At 68.0% G+C, this 16,428-nt stretch carries 16 protein-coding genes; 8 read left to right on the forward strand and 8 right to left on the reverse strand.

Annotated features, from left to right (window positions below; genetic code table 11):
• Positions 1–45: 45 nt before the first annotated feature.
• Positions 46–1,887 carry a Stk1 family PASTA domain-containing Ser/Thr kinase gene (gene pknB, locus ACZ3HV_RS05970; RefSeq protein ID WP_465681368.1) on the forward strand — a complete coding sequence of 614 codons (1,842 nt, stop codon included), beginning with the start codon at positions 46–48 and terminating at the stop codon, positions 1,885–1,887.
• Between the two features lie 51 nt (positions 1,888–1,938).
• Here pknB and ACZ3HV_RS05975 read toward each other — a convergent pair whose 3' ends face one another.
• Both ACZ3HV_RS05975 and ACZ3HV_RS05980 read right to left on the reverse strand, forming a co-directional pair.
• Positions 1,939–2,565: an aminodeoxychorismate/anthranilate synthase component II gene (locus ACZ3HV_RS05975; RefSeq protein WP_360363563.1), complete on the reverse strand. Its 627-nt coding sequence runs from the start codon at positions 2,563–2,565 to the stop codon at positions 1,939–1,941.
• Positions 2,566–2,619: 54 nt separating this feature from the next.
• Positions 2,620–3,390 carry a DUF881 domain-containing protein gene (locus tag ACZ3HV_RS05980; protein ID WP_360363562.1) on the reverse strand — a complete coding sequence of 257 codons (771 nt, stop codon included), beginning with the start codon at positions 3,388–3,390 and terminating at the stop codon, positions 2,620–2,622.
• Positions 3,391–3,653: 263 nt separating this feature from the next.
• Here ACZ3HV_RS05980 and ACZ3HV_RS05985 point away from each other — a divergent pair, with 263 nt between their 5' ends.
• Positions 3,654–3,914: a cell division protein CrgA gene (locus ACZ3HV_RS05985; protein WP_360363560.1), complete on the forward strand. Its 261-nt coding sequence runs from the start codon at positions 3,654–3,656 to the stop codon at positions 3,912–3,914.
• Between the two features lie 145 nt (positions 3,915–4,059).
• On the opposite strand, the gene ACZ3HV_RS05990 is transcribed toward ACZ3HV_RS05985, so the two are convergent.
• Positions 4,060–4,506 carry an Lrp/AsnC family transcriptional regulator gene (locus ACZ3HV_RS05990; RefSeq protein WP_465681371.1) on the reverse strand — a complete coding sequence of 149 codons (447 nt, stop codon included), beginning with the start codon at positions 4,504–4,506 and terminating at the stop codon, positions 4,060–4,062.
• Positions 4,507–4,587: 81 nt separating this feature from the next.
• Between ACZ3HV_RS05990 and ACZ3HV_RS05995 the strand changes: the two genes are divergently transcribed.
• From ACZ3HV_RS05995 to ACZ3HV_RS06015, 5 genes are all read left to right on the forward strand, one after another.
• Complete coding sequence (locus ACZ3HV_RS05995; RefSeq protein ID WP_465681373.1) at positions 4,588–5,205, forward strand: hypothetical protein; 618 nt, start codon at positions 4,588–4,590, stop codon at positions 5,203–5,205.
• Between the two features lie 48 nt (positions 5,206–5,253).
• Positions 5,254–5,862 (forward strand): hypothetical protein, encoded by a 609-nt coding sequence (locus ACZ3HV_RS06000; protein WP_465681375.1) that lies wholly within the window; start codon positions 5,254–5,256, stop codon positions 5,860–5,862.
• Between the two features lie 120 nt (positions 5,863–5,982).
• The gene (locus tag ACZ3HV_RS06005; protein WP_465681377.1) at positions 5,983–6,507 is read left to right on the forward strand and encodes an EXLDI protein; all 525 of its coding nucleotides are present in this window, start codon (positions 5,983–5,985) and stop codon (positions 6,505–6,507) included.
• A 140-nt stretch (positions 6,508–6,647) separates the two neighbouring features.
• Positions 6,648–7,604, forward strand: a complete 957-nt coding sequence (locus ACZ3HV_RS06010; RefSeq protein WP_465681379.1) for an ATP-binding cassette domain-containing protein — start codon at positions 6,648–6,650, stop codon at positions 7,602–7,604.
• Positions 7,601–8,392, forward strand: a complete 792-nt coding sequence (locus ACZ3HV_RS06015) for an ABC transporter permease (protein WP_465681381.1) — start codon at positions 7,601–7,603, stop codon at positions 8,390–8,392. Before ACZ3HV_RS06010 ends, ACZ3HV_RS06015 begins: the two co-directional genes overlap by 4 nt.
• Here ACZ3HV_RS06015 and ACZ3HV_RS06020 read toward each other — a convergent pair.
• Positions 8,389–9,069, reverse strand: a complete 681-nt coding sequence (locus ACZ3HV_RS06020; RefSeq protein ID WP_465681383.1) for a pyridoxamine 5'-phosphate oxidase family protein — start codon at positions 9,067–9,069, stop codon at positions 8,389–8,391. The genes ACZ3HV_RS06015 and ACZ3HV_RS06020 overlap by 4 nt on opposite strands.
• 69 nt (positions 9,070–9,138) lie before the next feature.
• Here ACZ3HV_RS06020 and pdxR point away from each other — a divergent pair, with 69 nt between their 5' ends.
• Complete coding sequence (pdxR, locus tag ACZ3HV_RS06025; RefSeq protein ID WP_465681385.1) at positions 9,139–10,509, forward strand: MocR-like pyridoxine biosynthesis transcription factor PdxR; 1,371 nt, start codon at positions 9,139–9,141, stop codon at positions 10,507–10,509.
• Here the strand turns inward: pdxR and ACZ3HV_RS06030 are convergent.
• The 4 genes from ACZ3HV_RS06030 to arfA form a co-directional block, all read right to left on the reverse strand.
• Positions 10,496–11,425 (reverse strand): hypothetical protein, encoded by a 930-nt coding sequence (locus ACZ3HV_RS06030; protein WP_465681387.1) that lies wholly within the window; start codon positions 11,423–11,425, stop codon positions 10,496–10,498. The genes pdxR and ACZ3HV_RS06030 overlap by 14 nt on opposite strands.
• Before the next feature lie 368 nt (positions 11,426–11,793).
• Positions 11,794–12,696, reverse strand: coding sequence for a glycoside hydrolase family 43 protein (locus tag ACZ3HV_RS06035; RefSeq protein WP_465681388.1), 903 nt, complete (start codon positions 12,694–12,696; stop codon positions 11,794–11,796).
• 2 nt (positions 12,697–12,698) lie between these two features.
• A complete protein-coding gene (locus ACZ3HV_RS06040; RefSeq protein WP_465681389.1) occupies positions 12,699–14,909 on the reverse strand; it encodes a family 43 glycosylhydrolase in 2,211 nt (736 codons plus the stop codon).
• Positions 14,910–14,928: 19 nt separating this feature from the next.
• The gene (gene arfA, locus ACZ3HV_RS06045) at positions 14,929–16,416 is read right to left on the reverse strand and encodes an arabinosylfuranosidase ArfA (RefSeq protein ID WP_465681391.1); all 1,488 of its coding nucleotides are present in this window, start codon (positions 16,414–16,416) and stop codon (positions 14,929–14,931) included.
• Positions 16,417–16,428: the final 12 nt, after the last annotated feature.

The following is a 16,428-nucleotide window of genomic DNA, read 5'->3' on the forward strand; positions in this document are numbered from 1 at the left end:
TGGGCAAATTGAGTGTGTTTCCGGACAGGTTGGAAGGCTGAGGTCATGACATCGCAGGCACGTCTCGTCGGCGGCCGATACGAAGAAGGCGAACCGCTCGGCCGCGGCGGCATGGCCGACGTCCGACGGGGCGTGGACAACCGGCTCGGCCGGGCCGTCGCGATCAAACGTCTGCGGGTCGACCTGGCCAGTGACGCCACCTTCCAGGCCAGATTCCGCCGGGAAGCCCAGTCGGCCGCCTCCCTGAACCACCCCACCATCGTGTCGGTCTACGACACCGGCGAGGAGCCGGACCCGAACGGCTCCGGCGTCACCATCCCGTACATCGTGATGGAACTGGTCACCGGCAAGACGCTGCGCGACCTGATCCGCGAGGGTCGCAAGATCATGCCGGAGCGGGCGCTGGAGATCACCTCCGGCGTGCTCGAGGCGCTCGACTACAGCCACCGGGCCGGCATCGTGCACCGCGACATCAAGCCCGGAAACGTGATGCTGACCCCGCAGGGCCAGGTCAAGGTGATGGACTTCGGGATCGCTCGCGCGGTCGCCGACACGTCGTCCACGATGACCCAGACCGCGGCCGTCATCGGTACGGCGCAGTACCTGTCACCGGAGCAGGCCCGCGGCGAGACCGTGGACGCCCGCTCCGACCTGTACTCGACCGGCTGCCTGCTCTACGAACTGCTCACCGGCCGCCCGCCGTTCGTCGGCGAATCCCCGGTGTCGGTGGCCTACCAGCACGTCCGGGAGCAGCCGCTGCCGCCGTCCTCGTTCGACCCGGACATCCCGCCGGAGGTCGACGCCGTCGTCCTGAAGGCGCTGGCGAAGAGCCGCGAGGAGCGGTACCAGAGCGCGTCGGAGATGCGGCAGGACATCCACCGGGTGTTGGCCGGTCAGCAGGTCACCGCGCCGATGGCGCCGGTGGGGGCGATGTCGGAAACCCGGGCGATGGCCCCGACCGCTGTCGCGGCGACCGCCGCGACCCAGGCGTACCGGCAGGCCGGCGACGACGACCTGCTCCCTCCGGGCGACGACGACCTGGAGCTGGACAGCCGGTCCCGGCGCAACCGCGGCCTCGCGTACTTCCTGCTCGGCCTGGCCATCGTCGCGGTCGCGGTCGGCGCCTACGCGCTGTTCACCAATCTCGGCAACGACAACAAGGGCAGTGGTACGGCGACCAACACGCCGCCGGCCAAGGTCGCCGTACCGGATGTGAGCGGGAAGTCCGTGGCCGACGCGACCCAGTTGCTCAGCGACAAAGGCCTGAAGCTCGCAGTGGGACCGGCGGAGACCAGCGACACGGTCGGCCGCGGCTCCGCCATCCGGCAGACGCCGGACGCGGGGACCGAGGCAGAGCAAGGCTCGACCGTCACTGTGGTGTTCTCGTCCGGCCGGAGCGCGTTCCCGGTGCCGGACGTGATCGGCAAGTCCGAGTCGGCTGCCCGCAAGGCTCTGGAAGGCACGGCCGGAAACTTCAAGGTCAAGGAAGAGACGGTCAAGCAGGACAGCGCGGAGAAGGAGGGGACCGTGCTCGCGGTCAGCCCGGACCCGAGCGGGCAGTACCCGAGCGGTCAGGTGTTCACGCTGACGGTGTCGAGCGGCAAGGAGCTGGTCGACGTCCCGGACGTCGTCACCGTCCCGGCTGACGACGCGGCCGACCAGTTGAAGAAGCTCGGCTTCCAGGTCGGCTATGCGACCGGGCAGGACCCGAACGCGGTCGACGGCACCGTGCTCAAGCAGAGCGTGAAGGCCGGCACCAAGGCCCCGAAGGGGAGCACGATCACCCTGACGATCAACCAGTTGCCGGAGAACACGCCGTCGAACACGCCGACGCCGACGGACACTCCCCAGGATCCGAACACGCCACCGATCACGATCGGCGGCTGACAAGAAGAAGCCCCCCGCGGAGAATCGCGGGGGGCTTTCTCGTGCTGTGGGTCAGCCGGCTGAGCTGACGATCGGGGCCAGGCCCGCCGAGCGGGCGACGGCGTCGGGGTCACCGCAGATCGCCAGCCAGTTGGCCAGCATCCGGTGGCCGCCCTCGGTCAGCACGGACTCCGGATGGAACTGCACTCCCTCGACCGGGAGGTCGCGGTGCCGGGCCGCCATGATCACGCCGGCCTCGGTCCGGGCCGTCACCTGCAGCTCGTCGGGCACGGTGTCCTGGGCGATCGCCAGCGAGTGGTACCGGGTCGCGGTGAACGGCGACGGGAGTCCGGCGAGCACGCCCGCGCCCTCGTGGAACACCTGGCTGGTCTTCCCGTGCAGCAACTCGTCCGCGCGCCCGACGACACCGCCGTACGCGACACCGATCGCCTGCAGGCCGAGGCAGACGCCGAAGATCGGGACCTCGCTGCCCTTCTCCTTGACGATGTCCACGCACGCGCCGGCCTCTTCCGGCGTACCGGGACCGGGCGACAGCAGGACTCCGTCGTACTCGCCGACCTGGTCAGGGGTGACCTCGTCGTTGCGCAGGACGGTCGTATCGGCCTGCAACTGCTGCAGGTACTGCACCAGGTTGTAGACGAAGGAGTCGTAGTTGTCGACGACAAGGATCCGCGGCATGCGGACCATTGTGACAGCTAGGGCGTGGCTGGTGCTTCCGCGCCTACTGCGCGCTCAACGGCCGCTGGCCGTCGGGCTGACCGAAGGGGTGTGCTCGAAACCGGGGACTGTGGCGCTCTGGAGGTCCAGGGTGCCTTCGTAGGCCGGCATCTGGATCGAGGACTGGCTCTTCACGTCGTACCCGAGCTGGAACTTCACCACGTAGTCCTGCAGGTTCTCGATGTACTGCGAGTCGTCCAGCGCCTTCTGCAGCTTCCGCCGGTCGCCGATCGCGGTGATCGCGTACGGCGGCAGGTAGGGCACACCGTGCAGGACGACGGAGTTCCCGACACATTTGACCCCGGTGGTGGAGATGACCCGCTGGTTCTGGATCGACATCGCCTCGGCGCCGCCGGCCCAGAGTGCGTTCACCACGGCCTGGATGTCCTGCTGGTGGATGACGAGCCAGTTCTCGTCCACGTCGGGGTTGTCCTTCACCACCTCGGGCGGCGCGTCCCGCAGCGTGACGGTGAGGCCCGGCCCGGTGACGGGCCTGGTCCCGACCTGCTCCGACAGGTCGTCGAGCTGCTTGGCCAGCTTCGGATCGATCGATCCTTGCTGTGCCTGCAGGGCCTCGATGTCATGGGTCAGCGCCGCGTGCTGGCGGACCAGGGTCGCGCTGCGGCGGCTCTGTTCCTCGACGAGCCCGGCGAGCGTAGTGTTGCGACTGGGCCGCAGGTCGGTGCCACGGGCGTTGGTGGCGCTGGTCGCGAACAGCAGACCGGCGCACAGCAGCGCCAGCGGCGCGACCGCACGCCACAACGAAATCCGCTTGAACCTACGCACCCGTGATCTCCATGCTGCTCTCTGCACTACGCTAGGGCCTGCCTCATGGTCCCACGCCGTAGCGAGCAGGTGCTCGGTGCGGTGCATCGGCGTGCTGGCGCGAAGGTCTCGATGCGGAGCATCGTGGCCTTTGCGCCAGTGCGGCGAGGTGCCGTGCCGAGTGCCGCGCAGTAGGCGTGGGACCATGAGGCAGGCCCTACCCCGGACCGGACCCGCACAGGTCCACGGCGGTTAGCTTATGCGTCCTTACAAGGAGTTCAGTCGTGCCCGAGTCGAGCAGTCGCAACAAGAAGAAGACCGAGAAGGTCAAGGCGCAGAAGACGCCGAAGAAGCCGCGTACCTCCAGCCGCGTCTGGGTGGCGCCGCTGATGCTGGCGTGCTGGCTGCTCGGACTCGCCTGGCTGGTCGTCTTCTACGTGGCCGGTCAGGACATCCCGGTGATGGACGACCTGGGCAACTGGAACCTGCTGATCGGCATGGGCCTGATCGCCGTCGGCTTCGTCGTCTCGACCCAGTGGGTCTGAGCTTATCCACATCTGTGTCCCCAGCTGTGCACACCGATTTCGGGAAGTTATCCCCAGCTCATCCCCGACTTCTCCACCGAATCCGGCCGAAACTCGGCCAAATCTGTGGATAAATCGGGTTTGAGCGGGTCAGTTTCCACACCGTTCACGTTGGCAGCGGGCGGTTGTCCACGACCTTCTTCATCACGATCGTCGAGGTGAGCCGCTGCACTCCGGGCAATCGCGCCAGCCGTTCGTCGCGCAGTCGCTGGAAGGCGGCGATGTCCGCGGTCGCCACCCGGACGAAGTAGTCCGGCTCCCCGAACAGCCGCTCGGCGTGCACAACCTCCGGGATCTCCGCCAGCCCGGCCTCGAACGCGACCACCGACTCTTCCCGGTCCATCGTCACCGCGAGCAGTACCTCGAACCCGTGACCGACAGCGGCCCCATCGATGACCGCGCGATATCCACAGATCACCCCGGACCGCTCCAACTCCCGCAGTCTGCGGTGACAAGGCGCCGTACTCAGCCCGATCCGCTGGGCCAACTCAGTCACCGTCAGCCGGCCCTCGGCCTGCAGTACCGCAAGGATGTTGCGATCGATCGCGTCCACGGCAAAGATCCTATCCTTGCCGCCTTCTGGCGAGCATGAATTCGCACGATATCGTCGCAGATTCAGCCGTAATCTTGCGCCATGCTCGACCTTCTGCCCATCGCTGCCGCCGTTTTCGGGATTCCGCAGTACCTCCCGCAGATCCTCAAGCTCCGCCGGACCGGCGACACGGCCGGGGTCTCCTGGTCGTGGGCGACGCTGACGAGCATCGACAACGCGGCCTGGTTCGGCTACTTCATGGCTTCGGGCTACTGGACCGCGAGCCTTCCGTCCACAGCCGCCACCCTGCTGGCCGGCACCGTCTCGGTGATGCTGGTACGGCGTGGTGCGGTGAACCGGCGGGCGATCGGCTGGATCTGTGGCTGGGCCGGTCTGCTCGTCATCGCCACTGTCGTGGGTGGCCGGATCGGCTTGGGGACCCTGCTCGCCGCGGCTTCGATCATCCAGGTCACGCCTTCGCTCTGGACGGCGTACCGGACGTCCCGGCCGACCGGGATCTCGCAGGGGACCTGGGCGCTGGTCTTCGGCGAGCTGTCCTGCTGGTTCGTCTTCGGCCTGTGGAAAACCGACGCCCGACTGATCACTCTCGGGGTCACCGGTGTCGTTGCGAGCCTGTTGATGCTCGCCCGCACCCAGCGTGCGAAGCGTCAGCGGACCGTCACGATAACGGCCGTCGACGAGGCGGAGAGCCGGGCGTAACGTCGAGAACGCCGACGTACGGTCCGAGGAGACGGGGAGGGTCTCACCATGTTCGTTCAGGTCATTCAGGGGCAGGTCACCGACACCCAGCAGGCACACGCCGCGATGGATCGGTGGATGGAAGAACTGGCGCCCGAGGCGTCCGGCTGGCTGGGGACCACGGCTGGTGTCACCGCGGACGGACGGTTCATCGCGCTGGCTCGCTTCGACTCCGCTGATGCCGCCCGGCGCAACAGCGACTCGCCGGCGCAGGACAAGTGGTGGCACGAGTTCTCGTCGTTGCTCAGCAGCGGCGCCACCTTCCACGACACCGAGGACGTGGTTCTGGATCTGCAGGGGAACCCGGACTCAGCCGGCTTCGTGCAGGTCATGCAGGGCGCCGGCAACAACCCGGAGCGCGCGCGTGAAGTGATGGGGCAGCACCGGGACGAATGGGCCGCGTTCCGGCCCGAGATCCTCGGCAGCGAGGTCGCCATGTACGACGAAGGCAACTACACGATGGCGATGTACTTCACCACCGAGGCCGAGGCCCGCGAAGGAGAGCAGAAGGAGGTCCCGCCGGAACTGCAGGCGGACATGGACGAGATGAACGCTCTGGCCGGCGGTCCGCCGGAGTTCTACGACCTCAAGCAGCCCTGGCTCTACTCACCCAGCTGAGCCACCGATCACCCGAGCCGGCCGCGACGACCTCGTCGCGGCCGGCTCCGCGTCTACGTAGAGATATATGTAGACATCTGCGTAGCCTTCTGCGTATAGTTCTACGTAGGAGGAGGGCGAATGCCTAACAAGACGATCTACGTGTCGGACGACGACCTGCCGCTGTACAAGAAGGCGCAGGAGCTCGCTGGGAACTTGTCCTCGGCGATCTCGATCGCACTGCGCAAGTACGTCGAACTGGAGGAAGGCCGACTCGAGGGGTACGACGAGATCACCGTGCGGGTGGGCCGGGGAGCCGGCCGCAAGCAGCGGTTCTCCGGCGTGCTGCTGGCCGAGGGTGGCCGGTCCAGCAAGAACGGCTACGAGGCCTTCAAGGTCTACCGGAGCCGGACCGGCAAGTTCGTGCTGCACGCGGACCGCAGCAACCTCTACAGCATGGGCGCCGACGACGAGCAGTACCTGAGCGGCTGGCGCTCCTGGATCGGCAACTGGAGCACCGATCAGTCCTGGAGCATGGCCCAGGGCGAGGCCACCCTCGATGTCGTCGACACCATCGAGGAGCTCCGCGAGCTGATCCCCGAGGACCTCTACGAACTGGTCGAGGAAGCCGGCAACCATCCCGTGGTGGAAGACCTCGACATCTAGTCCCGCCAACTGAACACCTCTGATCCGGCGCCTGCCAGCGGGCCGGCCGGCTGGATCCGCACGCCCTGAATCTCCTCCCACAGACCCCTTCAGCCACTGGGTCAGGTTCACCCTGCCCACAATTCACTCGAGGAAGACCCATGTCAGCAGCGATCGACGTCCGTGGACTGCACAAGTCGTACGGCGACAAACTCGTGCTCGACGGCATCGACCTGAACGTTGCCGAAGGCACCATCTTTGCCCTGCTCGGCCCGAACGGCGCCGGCAAGACCACCGCGGTCCAGATCCTGTCCACCCTGATCACCGCCGACGCCGGCGAGATCCGGGTGGCCGGGTACGACCTGCACCAGAACCCCGAGGACGTCCGGGCCGCGATCGGCGTCACCGGCCAGTTCTCCGCGGTCGACGGCCTGCTCACCGGCCGGGAGAACCTGATCATGATGGCCGACCTGTACCACCTCGGCCGCCGCGAGGGCCGCCGCCGGGCGGACGAACTGCTGGAGCGGTTCGACCTGGTCGAGGCCGGTCCGAAGATGGCGATGACGTACTCCGGCGGCATGAAGCGGCGGCTCGACCTGGCGATGACGCTGGTCGGCAACCCGCGGATCATCTTCCTGGACGAGCCCACCACCGGTCTCGACCCGCGCAGCCGGCACAGCATGTGGCAGCTGATCCGGGAACTGGTCGCCGGTGGCGTCACGGTCCTGCTCACCACGCAGTACCTCGACGAAGCAGACCAGCTCGCCGACCGGATCGCCGTACTGGACCATGGCCGACTGGTTGCCCAGGGCACCGCGGAGGAACTGAAGCGGCTCGCACCCGGCGGGCACATCCGGTTGCGGTTCACCTCGCCGGAGGAGTTCTCGCTGGCCGGTCAGGTGCTGCCGGCCGCCGTGCCGAACCACGAGTCCCTGGTCCTGCAGGTGCCGAACGACGGCAGCGTGCACAGCCTGCGCGCTCTGCTGGCCCGGATCGACGACGCCTCCCTCGAGGTCGACGAACTGACTGTCCACACCCCCGACCTGGATGACGTGTTCTTCGCCGTCACCGGTCAGCCCACCCACGAGAACGCCGACGAGAAAGTGACGAGCAAATGAGCACCGTGTCCTACCCGATGGCCGACACCGCCACGATGCTGCGCCGCAACCTGCGGCACGCGCAGCGCTACCCCGCCCTGTCGCTCGGCGCCGTCGGGATGCCGGTGATCATGATGCTGCTGTTCGGCCTCATCTTCGGCGACACCTTCTCCGCCGGTCTCGGCGGCGGGAAGGGCTTCGACTACATCGACTTCCTCACCCCGGGCATCCTGCTGATGTCGATCGCTTCCGGGACGATGTCCCCCGCGGTCGGCGCCGCGATGGACATGACCGAGGGCATCGTCACCAGGTTCCGGACGATGGCGATCTTCCGGCCGGCCGTGCTCACCGGGCATGTGCTGGGCAACGTGCTCGTGACGATCGTCAGCCTGGCCCTGGTGATCGGCTTCGCCATCCTGATCGGGTTCCGCCCGAACGCGTCGTTCACCGACTGGCTGCTGGCGGGCGCGTTGCTGATCGCGCTGACCGTCGCCCTGACCTGGTTCGCGATCGCCCTGGGCCTGACCAGCAAGACCCCGGAGGGGGCGAGCAACATCGTCCTGCCGATCAGCTTGCTGCTGCCCTTCCTGAGCAACACCTTCATCCCGCTGGAGTCGATGCCGAGCGGCATCCGCTGGTTCGCCGAGTACCAGCCGTTCACCGCGATCATCGACACCCTGCGCCATCTGCTGCTGGGGGCGCCGATGGACCGCGGCACCGGCTGGCTCTCCATCGCCTGGTGCGTGGCGATCGCGCTGGTCGGCTACTTCTGGGCCCAGAAGACCTACAACAAGGGGACGGTCGCCTAAGAGGGTGCGCCTAGTCGGTTCGCTCGGGCGCGGATGTGTGCGGGGACCAGGAGGTCGCAGTCAGGGTTGTTCTCCGGTTCGCCGGCTACGACGTGGAGCGGGATCACGCCTGTCCAGTAGGGCAGGTCGAGGTCCTGCTCCTCGTCGTTTGCGGGTCCGGAGCGAGTCTTGACGGACGCTTCGGTGAGGGAGAGCGCGAGTACTGACGTCTTCGCCAGTTCCTTGCGGCTGGGCGGACGGGTGGCGGAGGAGCGGCCGGGGACCAGGTGGTCGACGATGCGGTTGAGGCCGTGGAGCTTCTCGTCCGGATCGGTGATCAGCCGCGGTACGCCGAAGATGACCGCCGAGCGGTAGTTGACCGAGTGGTGAAACGCCGACCGCGCCAGCACGAGCCCGTCCGCGTGGGTGACGGTGACGCAGATCGTCTGCTCCGGCGCCGCGACCACGCTGCGCGCCGCGACCGACCCGTGCAGGTACAGCGTCCCGTCGGGTCCGCGATCCAGATCCACGCCGTACGCCGTCGGCAGCACCAGCGGATCGCCGTCGACCACCACACCCAGGTGACAGAACATCCCGTCGAGAAGAACGTCGGCGAGAACCTGGCGATCGGAGGCGGCCCGCTCCTTCGAACGACGCAGAGAAGTCCGGGCAGTCGGCTGGAGCGGTGTGGTGGTCATGTAATCAGGCTGGGGTCGGGAGTGGCATGCTGGCACGGTCCATTCCCGCACGAATCAGGTAGTCCATTCGTGGAGAGCTCACTCCCACTGACGATCGATCGCGCCGCCGGTGTGCCGCTGCACCTGCAGCTGGCCGAGCAGTTCCGGGCCGCGGTCCTGGACGGGCGGCTCCAGGCCGGCCATCGGCTCACATCCACCCGCGACCTCGCGCGGGAGCTCTCCGTCTCCCGGTCCGTGACGCAGGCGGCGTACGACCAGTTGCATGCCGAAGGCTGGATCGAGGGCCGGACGGGCGCCGGTACGTTCGTGACGGACGTCGTACCGCTGCAGCCCGCCGTACGGCGGCACACGACTCATCGGCCGGATCCCGGCACCAACCTGCTCACCCTGCGACCTGGCATCCCGTACATCGCACCGACGCCCGACCCCGGTTGGCGCCGCGCCTGGCGTGAGGTGTCGACCCAGTCGCCGCCCCGCGGGTACGACGAAGCCGCCGGACTGCCCGCACTCCGGGCGGCACTGGCCGAGCACGTCGGCCGGGTCCGCGGGATCGCGTGCGGACCCGAGAACGTACTCGTCACCAACGGCACCGTGCACGGCCTCCGGCTGCTGCTCACGGTCACCCGGCGACCGGGGGACCGGATCGCGATCGAGGACCCCGGCTACCTGAACGCGGTGGTCGCCGCCCGCGACCATCAGCTCGAGATCGTCGACGTCCCGGTGGACGAGGACGGCCTGCGGGTGTCCGCGCTGACCGACGTACCGGCGGTCTACGTCACGCCGTCGCACCAGTACCCGCTCGGCGGCCGGCTATCCGTTGCCCGACGCAACGAACTGGTCCGGTGGGCGCGGCGGACCGGGGCGATGCTGATCGAGGACGACTACGACAGCGAGTTCCGGTACGACGTCGCGCCACTGCCCGCGCTGGCCCAGCTGGACCCGGACCTGGTCGTCCATCTCGGCACGCTCTCGAAGATGCTCAGCCCCGCGCTGCGCCTCGGCTGGCTGGTCGCGTCCGAGCAGATGGTCGACCGCCTGGCCACCTTCCGCGCGATGTCCGGCGACTGGCCCGGCTGGCCGATGCAGGCCGCGCTGCTCGCGATGCTCCGCGACGGCTACCTCGACCAGGCCGTGCGCAAGGGCCGCCGGTTGTACGCCGACCGCCGTACCCACACGTGCACCGTGCTGTCGCCGTACGGCCAGATCATCGGCCAGGACGCCGGCCTGCACATCACCCTGCTGCTCCCCGACCACATCGACGATCTTCAAGTCGCGGCGGCGGCCCGGGCGGCCGGCGTCGTCGTGGCCCCCTTGTCCGAGTACCGCCGTACCACTCCCGGCCCGCCCGGCCTCGTCATCGGCTACGCGACCCCGTCAACCGCCGACCTGCACAAAGCCCTCGACATCCTGACCGAGGTCCTCGACGTCAGTCGCCGTTGAGGGGGTCGATGTAGGCTCGGGCGCCCCAGCGGAAGTGGACCGGGGCGGTGAAGTTGCTGCCGGACAGGCCGAGGCTGTTGATCACCGTGGCGGTGCCGTTGGTATGGCCGACGGCGTACTGATAGCCGGTGCCGGTGTCCTTGTCGATGCCGAGCAGGATGGTGCCGAACTGACCGCACTGGTTCGCGATCAGTTTCTCGAAGCCCTGCCAGGTCTTGGTCCGCACCGGCCTCACGATCGGCTTCATCGGCGAGGTGACCGGGATGCGGATCGTGTACAGCGCGCCGCCGCGGGTGTTGGCGAGGAAGGTGTCGTACGTCGCGGTCTTGCTGATCAGCGCCATCGACTTGACCGAGGCGAACCCCGGCGCCGACCCGGTAGCCTTCCAGAACCAGCGGTTGATGCTCCACCGGAAGAGCGTGCCGTCGCTCCGCAGCCCGTACGCCGATTGCCGGGCCGGCGACCCGCTTGCGTAGTAGCTGGAGGTCTCCAGCGCCGTGAAGTTCGCCCAGCCGCCGCCGACCCGCTGGAGCTCGTTCGGCTGCCCAGGGTCGATCTCGCTCATGATGTCGATCCAGTACGAGCGGTAGTACAGCGAGTCGCCCTGGACCACCCAGCCCTCGTTGGCGGCGCCCGCGGAGTACGGGTCGGTGGTGAAGGTCGTGCTGAGCCGCACCGCGCCCGGCGTGAACACATTGAAGGTCACGCCCGCGAAGCCGATAGTGCGCGGCGGGTACCCGATGGTGGCCCCACTGCTGTCATGGGCACCGTTGTCCAGGACCGATCCCGGGCGGACACCGCAGGTGGCAGCTGCCGTCTGCGCGGCACCGCCGGTCGCGGTGGCCGGCGCCATCGTGACAACCGCGGCAAGAACCACCGCGCCGGCCAGGCCGTACGACCGGACTCGTCGAATCATGCTCGCCCCTCGAATGTCTCGTCACCGATCCGACGGTCAGGCTCCACGCGGCGGCCGATCCCTCCACGGTCGCCACAGTCACCGTGCCTCTCCTAGACCTTGATGCGAAGTGAGCGGAGAAGGTTGTGTCACTCCCCGTTGAGCGGATCGAACTCCAAACCCCAGCGGAAGGCGACCGGGTCGGGGAATGTGCCTTGGACCTTGCCGAGGGCCCCTGATCACCGTCGACAGGCCGTTCGCGTCGTGAGAAGAATCGCCGTGCCTGCTACCAGGCCGACCCGGATGCTGCTTGGTCGGGACATGTGCCCTCCCCTCTCTCCCCATAAAGCACGATAGGAGTGAGGCAGGAAAGGTTATGCCGAAGGGCGTCAGGGCTGGGTCGGATTGTTGCGGAGGGGTGGTTGGACGACGGGGACGTCGCCTGACCAGGTGAGTTCGGAGATCCACATCGTGCGGCCGTGAGGGTCGGTGCCTACTTGGGTGGGGTTCCAGGCGTGGTAGATGAACCAGTCGTGGTCGGCTCCGTGGAGGACCATGTTGTGGCCGGGGCCGGCGGCGTCGGGGGAGGTGGCGAGGATGGGGGCGCCGGACTTGGTGCAGGGGCCGGTGGGGGATTCGCAGAGGGCGTGGCCGACGGCGTACGTCGCTTTGTCGAAGGCGTTGCCCGAGTAGAAGAGATGGAACTTGCCGTTGCGTTCGACCATGTACGGCGCCTCGACCAGGTTGCCCTCCCACTCGAGGTCCTGCTTGATCAGGCGATGCACCGAGCCGGTCAGCGTGAGACCGTCGGCGGATAGCTCCGACACGTAGATCCAGGTGTCGACACCGCTCGCGTTGCCGTCGTTCTTCCAGTACAGCCAGCGGCGGCCGCTCGAGTCCTGGAACGGCGACGCGTCGATCGAGCCGCCTTCGTCCACCTGGGAGATCAGGGGCTGTGCCGATTTATCGACATATGGACCTTCCGGCGCGGACGCGACCGCGACGCCGACGGCCTGCCGGTCGGACGCGTCGTCGCGACTCGTGTAGTACATGACGTACCGGTCGGCGGCATGGACGGCGACCTCGGGCGCCCACACCCGACCCGGAGAGGTCCAGGACGGCAGCACCGGGAGTGCGTCGCCGACCTCGTCCCACGAGACGAGGTCCGGCGACCTCAGCGTCTGTATGTTGCCGAGCGCTCCGTTGGTGGCGAACGCGTAGTAGATGTTGTCTACGGCAACAACGAACGGGTCGGCGAAGTTGTTGCCGTAGATCGGATTGGTAAAGCCCATTGTCACTTGCTCTCGTAGAACTTCAGGTAGTCGAACGTCGCCACCGGCGGCGGGTTCGCACCGGTGAACTCACCGTGCGCGTACAGCCCGATCCTCGCCGCTGCCGGTAGCACCCACGACGCACCCCACGTCCAGTTCCTCCCGTCCACCGACGTTCCCGCGCGGTAGACGTGCTCACCCGCGGCGTTCTGGTGATAGGCGAGCCGCATCCACAGAGTCGGCGCCGATCGCCCGATAGCAGCCGCACCGTACGACGTTGCGCCGTCCGACGGCCGTGCCACCAACTCACGCCCGTACTCGGTCTGCCGGGTCTTCCAGATCGACACGTTGCCCAGCCGCGCGAAGTCGCTGTCGTTCAGGTAGGCGACCATCCCGGCTTGCTGGTAGTTGCGGACATCCCCCTCGCCGGTGTCGAGGTGCAGCTTGGTCTCCGCGATCCAACTGTCGCCGGCAGGCGTGGTGTGGAACAGCAAGCCCGCGTTGTTCGCGCCGCCGGTCAGATCCGCGTTCTCCAGCGGCCACGACAGCTTGCCGTCAGCAACAACTGCGTTGGGGTCCGGCCGTACCCACGACCAGTCCGCCCCCAGCGCCGAGGAGAAGTCGTCTTCCACGAGCAGCTTCCCGGTCCGCGGTACGTCGGCCATCCGCGTCACCGGCTTCGCCACCGGCCGCACGGTCAGGTTGTCGACCTCCGCCGACCCGAGCCACCGCACCGGCGCGGACCCTAGCGTCAGACCGGGTACGACGAGCTGCGCCTCGGCGTACACATCACCGAGACCGGCGTCGTTGAGCCGCGCGGTCACGGTCGAGCCCGAGACCTGGACGGACAGCTTGTTCCACTGCGTACGGTCGAAGTCCGCCGGCACCGCCACCGAGGTGGTTCGGCCGCCGGCCACGACAGTGAGCTTGCCGTTCGCAACTGTTGCTACAACCTGGTTGCCCAAGACCGTGCTGAACGACGATCCGAGCCGGACATCCGCCTCCACCCGCAGCGAGCCACCGGGCGCGGCCTGACGGGTCTGGGCAGCTCCGTTAATCGCGGCGGTCGGACCGCCGACTGTGTCGCCGGGCTGATGGGTTGCCGACTGCAGTCCGCCGGCCGGATCGGTGGAGTCGATGCCCAACCCAGAACCGGTCGTCGGCGCAGGCACCGCTCCGTCGGACGGACCGAGTCCGGCCCGGGTCCGCGGCCAGCCGTCGATCCAGTCGATCCGGTCGATCAGCATCGGCCGCCGGTTGATCCCGAACGGGTCGGTCAGCCACGGCGTACCGCGGTCGATCGCGTGGTAGACGATGTGGTCCTGGCCGGCCGCGTCGGTGATGAACGCGTGGTGGCCGGGACCGATCCACTTGTTGCCGTTCTGCGTGATGACCGTCGTACCGCCGACCCGCGAGTCGGTCAGCGCGGCGCCGTCGGCGTCCACGAACGGACCACGGGGAGAACGTGACCGGCCGGCGAAGACCGAGTAGCCGGTGGTCGGGCCGGCGCAGCAGTTCATCGACGAGCCCATCAGGTAGTACCAGCCGTCGCGGTACACGACGTACGAGCCCTCGTAGCGGTCGCCGATCGTCACCTGGGTCGGCGTACCGACCGACTGCAGGCCGTCCGCGCTCAGTTCGGTGACGGAGATCCCGCCGTAGAAGCCGCCGTAGTACAGGTACCGCTTGCCGTCCGCGGCCGTGAGCATGGCCGGGTCGATGGTGCCGTAGTACCCGCCGTTGCCGTCCGGCTTCGGGGCGACGACCGGGCCGCCGGTGGCGGTCCACGGTCCCGCTGGGGTCGGGGCGGTGGCCACACCGATCGCAGGATCGCCACCGGGGTTGGCCGCGGTGTCGGTGACGGTGAAGTACATGACGTACCGGCCGCCGAAGTACCGGATGTCCGGAGCCCAGAAGAACGACCCCGCCGCGGCCCAGGACGGCTTGGTCTGGTCGTTGAAGACTGTGCCGAGGTACTCCCAGGAGCTGAAGTCCTTGGTCCGGGCCATGTGCATCAGGCCGAAGGGGCCGTTCGCCACCAAGGGATCCGAGGTGGCGTACGCGTACCAGTAGCCGTCGCGGCCCTGGATGATCGATGGATCGGCGAACGTGTCGGCGAAGCTCGACGAGATGGCGTTCGTCGTGGTCACAACGGGTGCCGCCGTGGCGGCCGACGTACCGGCCGCTACGGCAACCACAGCGAGGGCTGCGGCGAGGAATTTCTGGGAAGGCACGGGCGGGTCCCCTCTCGAATCAACCTTGCAGTCGGATCACGTGCCACGACGCCGGCGGCAGCGTGGCGGTGCAGATGCCGTTGACGACCTCGGTGCTGTCGACCGCGCGCGGGACCACTCGGTCCGGGTCCTCGGCGGTGTTCGCGGCGGCGCGGTCGTCGTCGTACAGGGCGAGGTGCTCAATCAGTTGCAGGCCGAGCGGGATCTCCAGGTCGACTTTGTCGGTCTCGCTCCGGTTCACCACGAAGATCGTGGTCGCGCCGGTGTTCTCGTCGTACGTCGCTGTGCTCCACAGCGCCGGGATCCGGCCGAACGCGGCGGTGTCGATCTCAGGGCCGCCGGTGATCGCGGTCCGCAGGACGGTCGGGCCGGCGTACCGGGCGGTGAGTGCGAACGGGTGGAAGATGGTCTGCCGCCAGGCGCGACCACCGGGCTCGGTGCGGATTGGGGAGATCACGTTGACCAGTTGCGCCAGGCAAGCGATCTTCACCCGGTCGGCATGCCGGAGCAGCGTGATCAGCAGGCTGCCGACCACGACCGCGTCATCGACGGTGTACGTGTCCTCGATCAGCGGGCTGACCTCGCGGATGCCGAGACCGAGCTCACCGGGGAAGTGCTGCTGGTACCAGACGTTCCACTCGTCGAACGACAAGGTGATCTCCTTGTCGCTGCGCTTCAGCGCCTTCACGTGGTCGGCGGTCGCGACCACCTCGGTGATCATCCGGTCCATCTCCTCGGACGCGGCCAGAAAGCTCGCCTGGTCGCCGTCCTGAGGTTCGTAGTACGCGTGCAGGCTGATGTGATCCACGAGCTCGTACGTGCGTTCCAGCACGACGCGCTCCCATTCGCCGAAGGTCGGCATGGTCGCGTTGCTCGAACCGCAGGCGACGAGTTCGAGCCCGGGCTCGACCCGGCGCATCGCGTTCGCGGTCTCTTCGGCGAGCCGGGCGTACTCCTCGGCGGTCTTGTGACCGATCTGCCAGGGGCCGTCCATCTCGTTGCCCAAGCACCACACCTTGATGCCGTGCGGCTCGGTGTTGCCGTTCGCGACCCGGCGGTCGGGCAGCTCGGTGCCGCTCGGAAGGTTGCAGTACTCGAGCAGCTCGACGGCCTCCTTGATGCCGCGGGTGCCGAGGTTGACCGCCCAGATCGGCTCGACCTCGGCCTTGCGGGACCAGGCGACGAACTCGTCGGTGCCGAACTGGTTCGGCTCGATCGCCCGCCAGGCCAGGTCGAGCCGCCGCGGCCGCTGGTCCTTCGGCCCGACGCCGTCCTCCCAGTCGTAGTTCGAGACGAAGTTGCCGCCGGGGTAGCGGATCGCGGTGACACCGAGCTCGCGGACCAGCTCGAGCACGTCCTGGCGGAAGCCGTCCGGATCGGCGGTCGGGTGCCCGGGCTCGTAGATGCCGGTGTAGACGCAGCGGCCCATGTGCTCGACGAACGAGCCGAACAACCGCCGATCGAGCGCACCGACCACGAACGCCGGATCCACCACCAACCGAGCCACAGAGCCTCCCCA

It is taken from the genome of Kribbella sp. NPDC020701 (assembly GCF_055562215.1).

Bases quoted from the DNA above. Each gene is read 5' to 3' on its own strand.
- ACZ3HV_RS05975 (WP_360363563.1), bottom strand. From the start codon at position 2,565: ATGCCGCGGATCCTTGTCGTCGACAACTACGACTCCTTCGTCTACAAC.
- ACZ3HV_RS06035 (WP_465681388.1), bottom strand. From the start codon at position 12,696: ATGGGCTTTACCAATCCGATCTACGGCAACAACTTCGCCGACCCGTTC.
- pknB (WP_465681368.1), top strand. From the start codon at position 46: ATGACATCGCAGGCACGTCTCGTCGGCGGCCGATACGAAGAAGGCGAA.
- ACZ3HV_RS06015 (WP_465681381.1), top strand. From the start codon at position 7,601: ATGAGCACCGTGTCCTACCCGATGGCCGACACCGCCACGATGCTGCGC.
- ACZ3HV_RS06010 (WP_465681379.1), top strand. From the start codon at position 6,648: ATGTCAGCAGCGATCGACGTCCGTGGACTGCACAAGTCGTACGGCGAC.
- ACZ3HV_RS06005 (WP_465681377.1), top strand. From the start codon at position 5,983: ATGCCTAACAAGACGATCTACGTGTCGGACGACGACCTGCCGCTGTAC.
- ACZ3HV_RS05995 (WP_465681373.1), top strand. From the start codon at position 4,588: ATGCTCGACCTTCTGCCCATCGCTGCCGCCGTTTTCGGGATTCCGCAG.
- ACZ3HV_RS06020 (WP_465681383.1), bottom strand. From the start codon at position 9,069: ATGACCACCACACCGCTCCAGCCGACTGCCCGGACTTCTCTGCGTCGT.
- ACZ3HV_RS06030 (WP_465681387.1), bottom strand. From the start codon at position 11,425: ATGATTCGACGAGTCCGGTCGTACGGCCTGGCCGGCGCGGTGGTTCTT.
- ACZ3HV_RS06000 (WP_465681375.1), top strand. From the start codon at position 5,254: ATGTTCGTTCAGGTCATTCAGGGGCAGGTCACCGACACCCAGCAGGCA.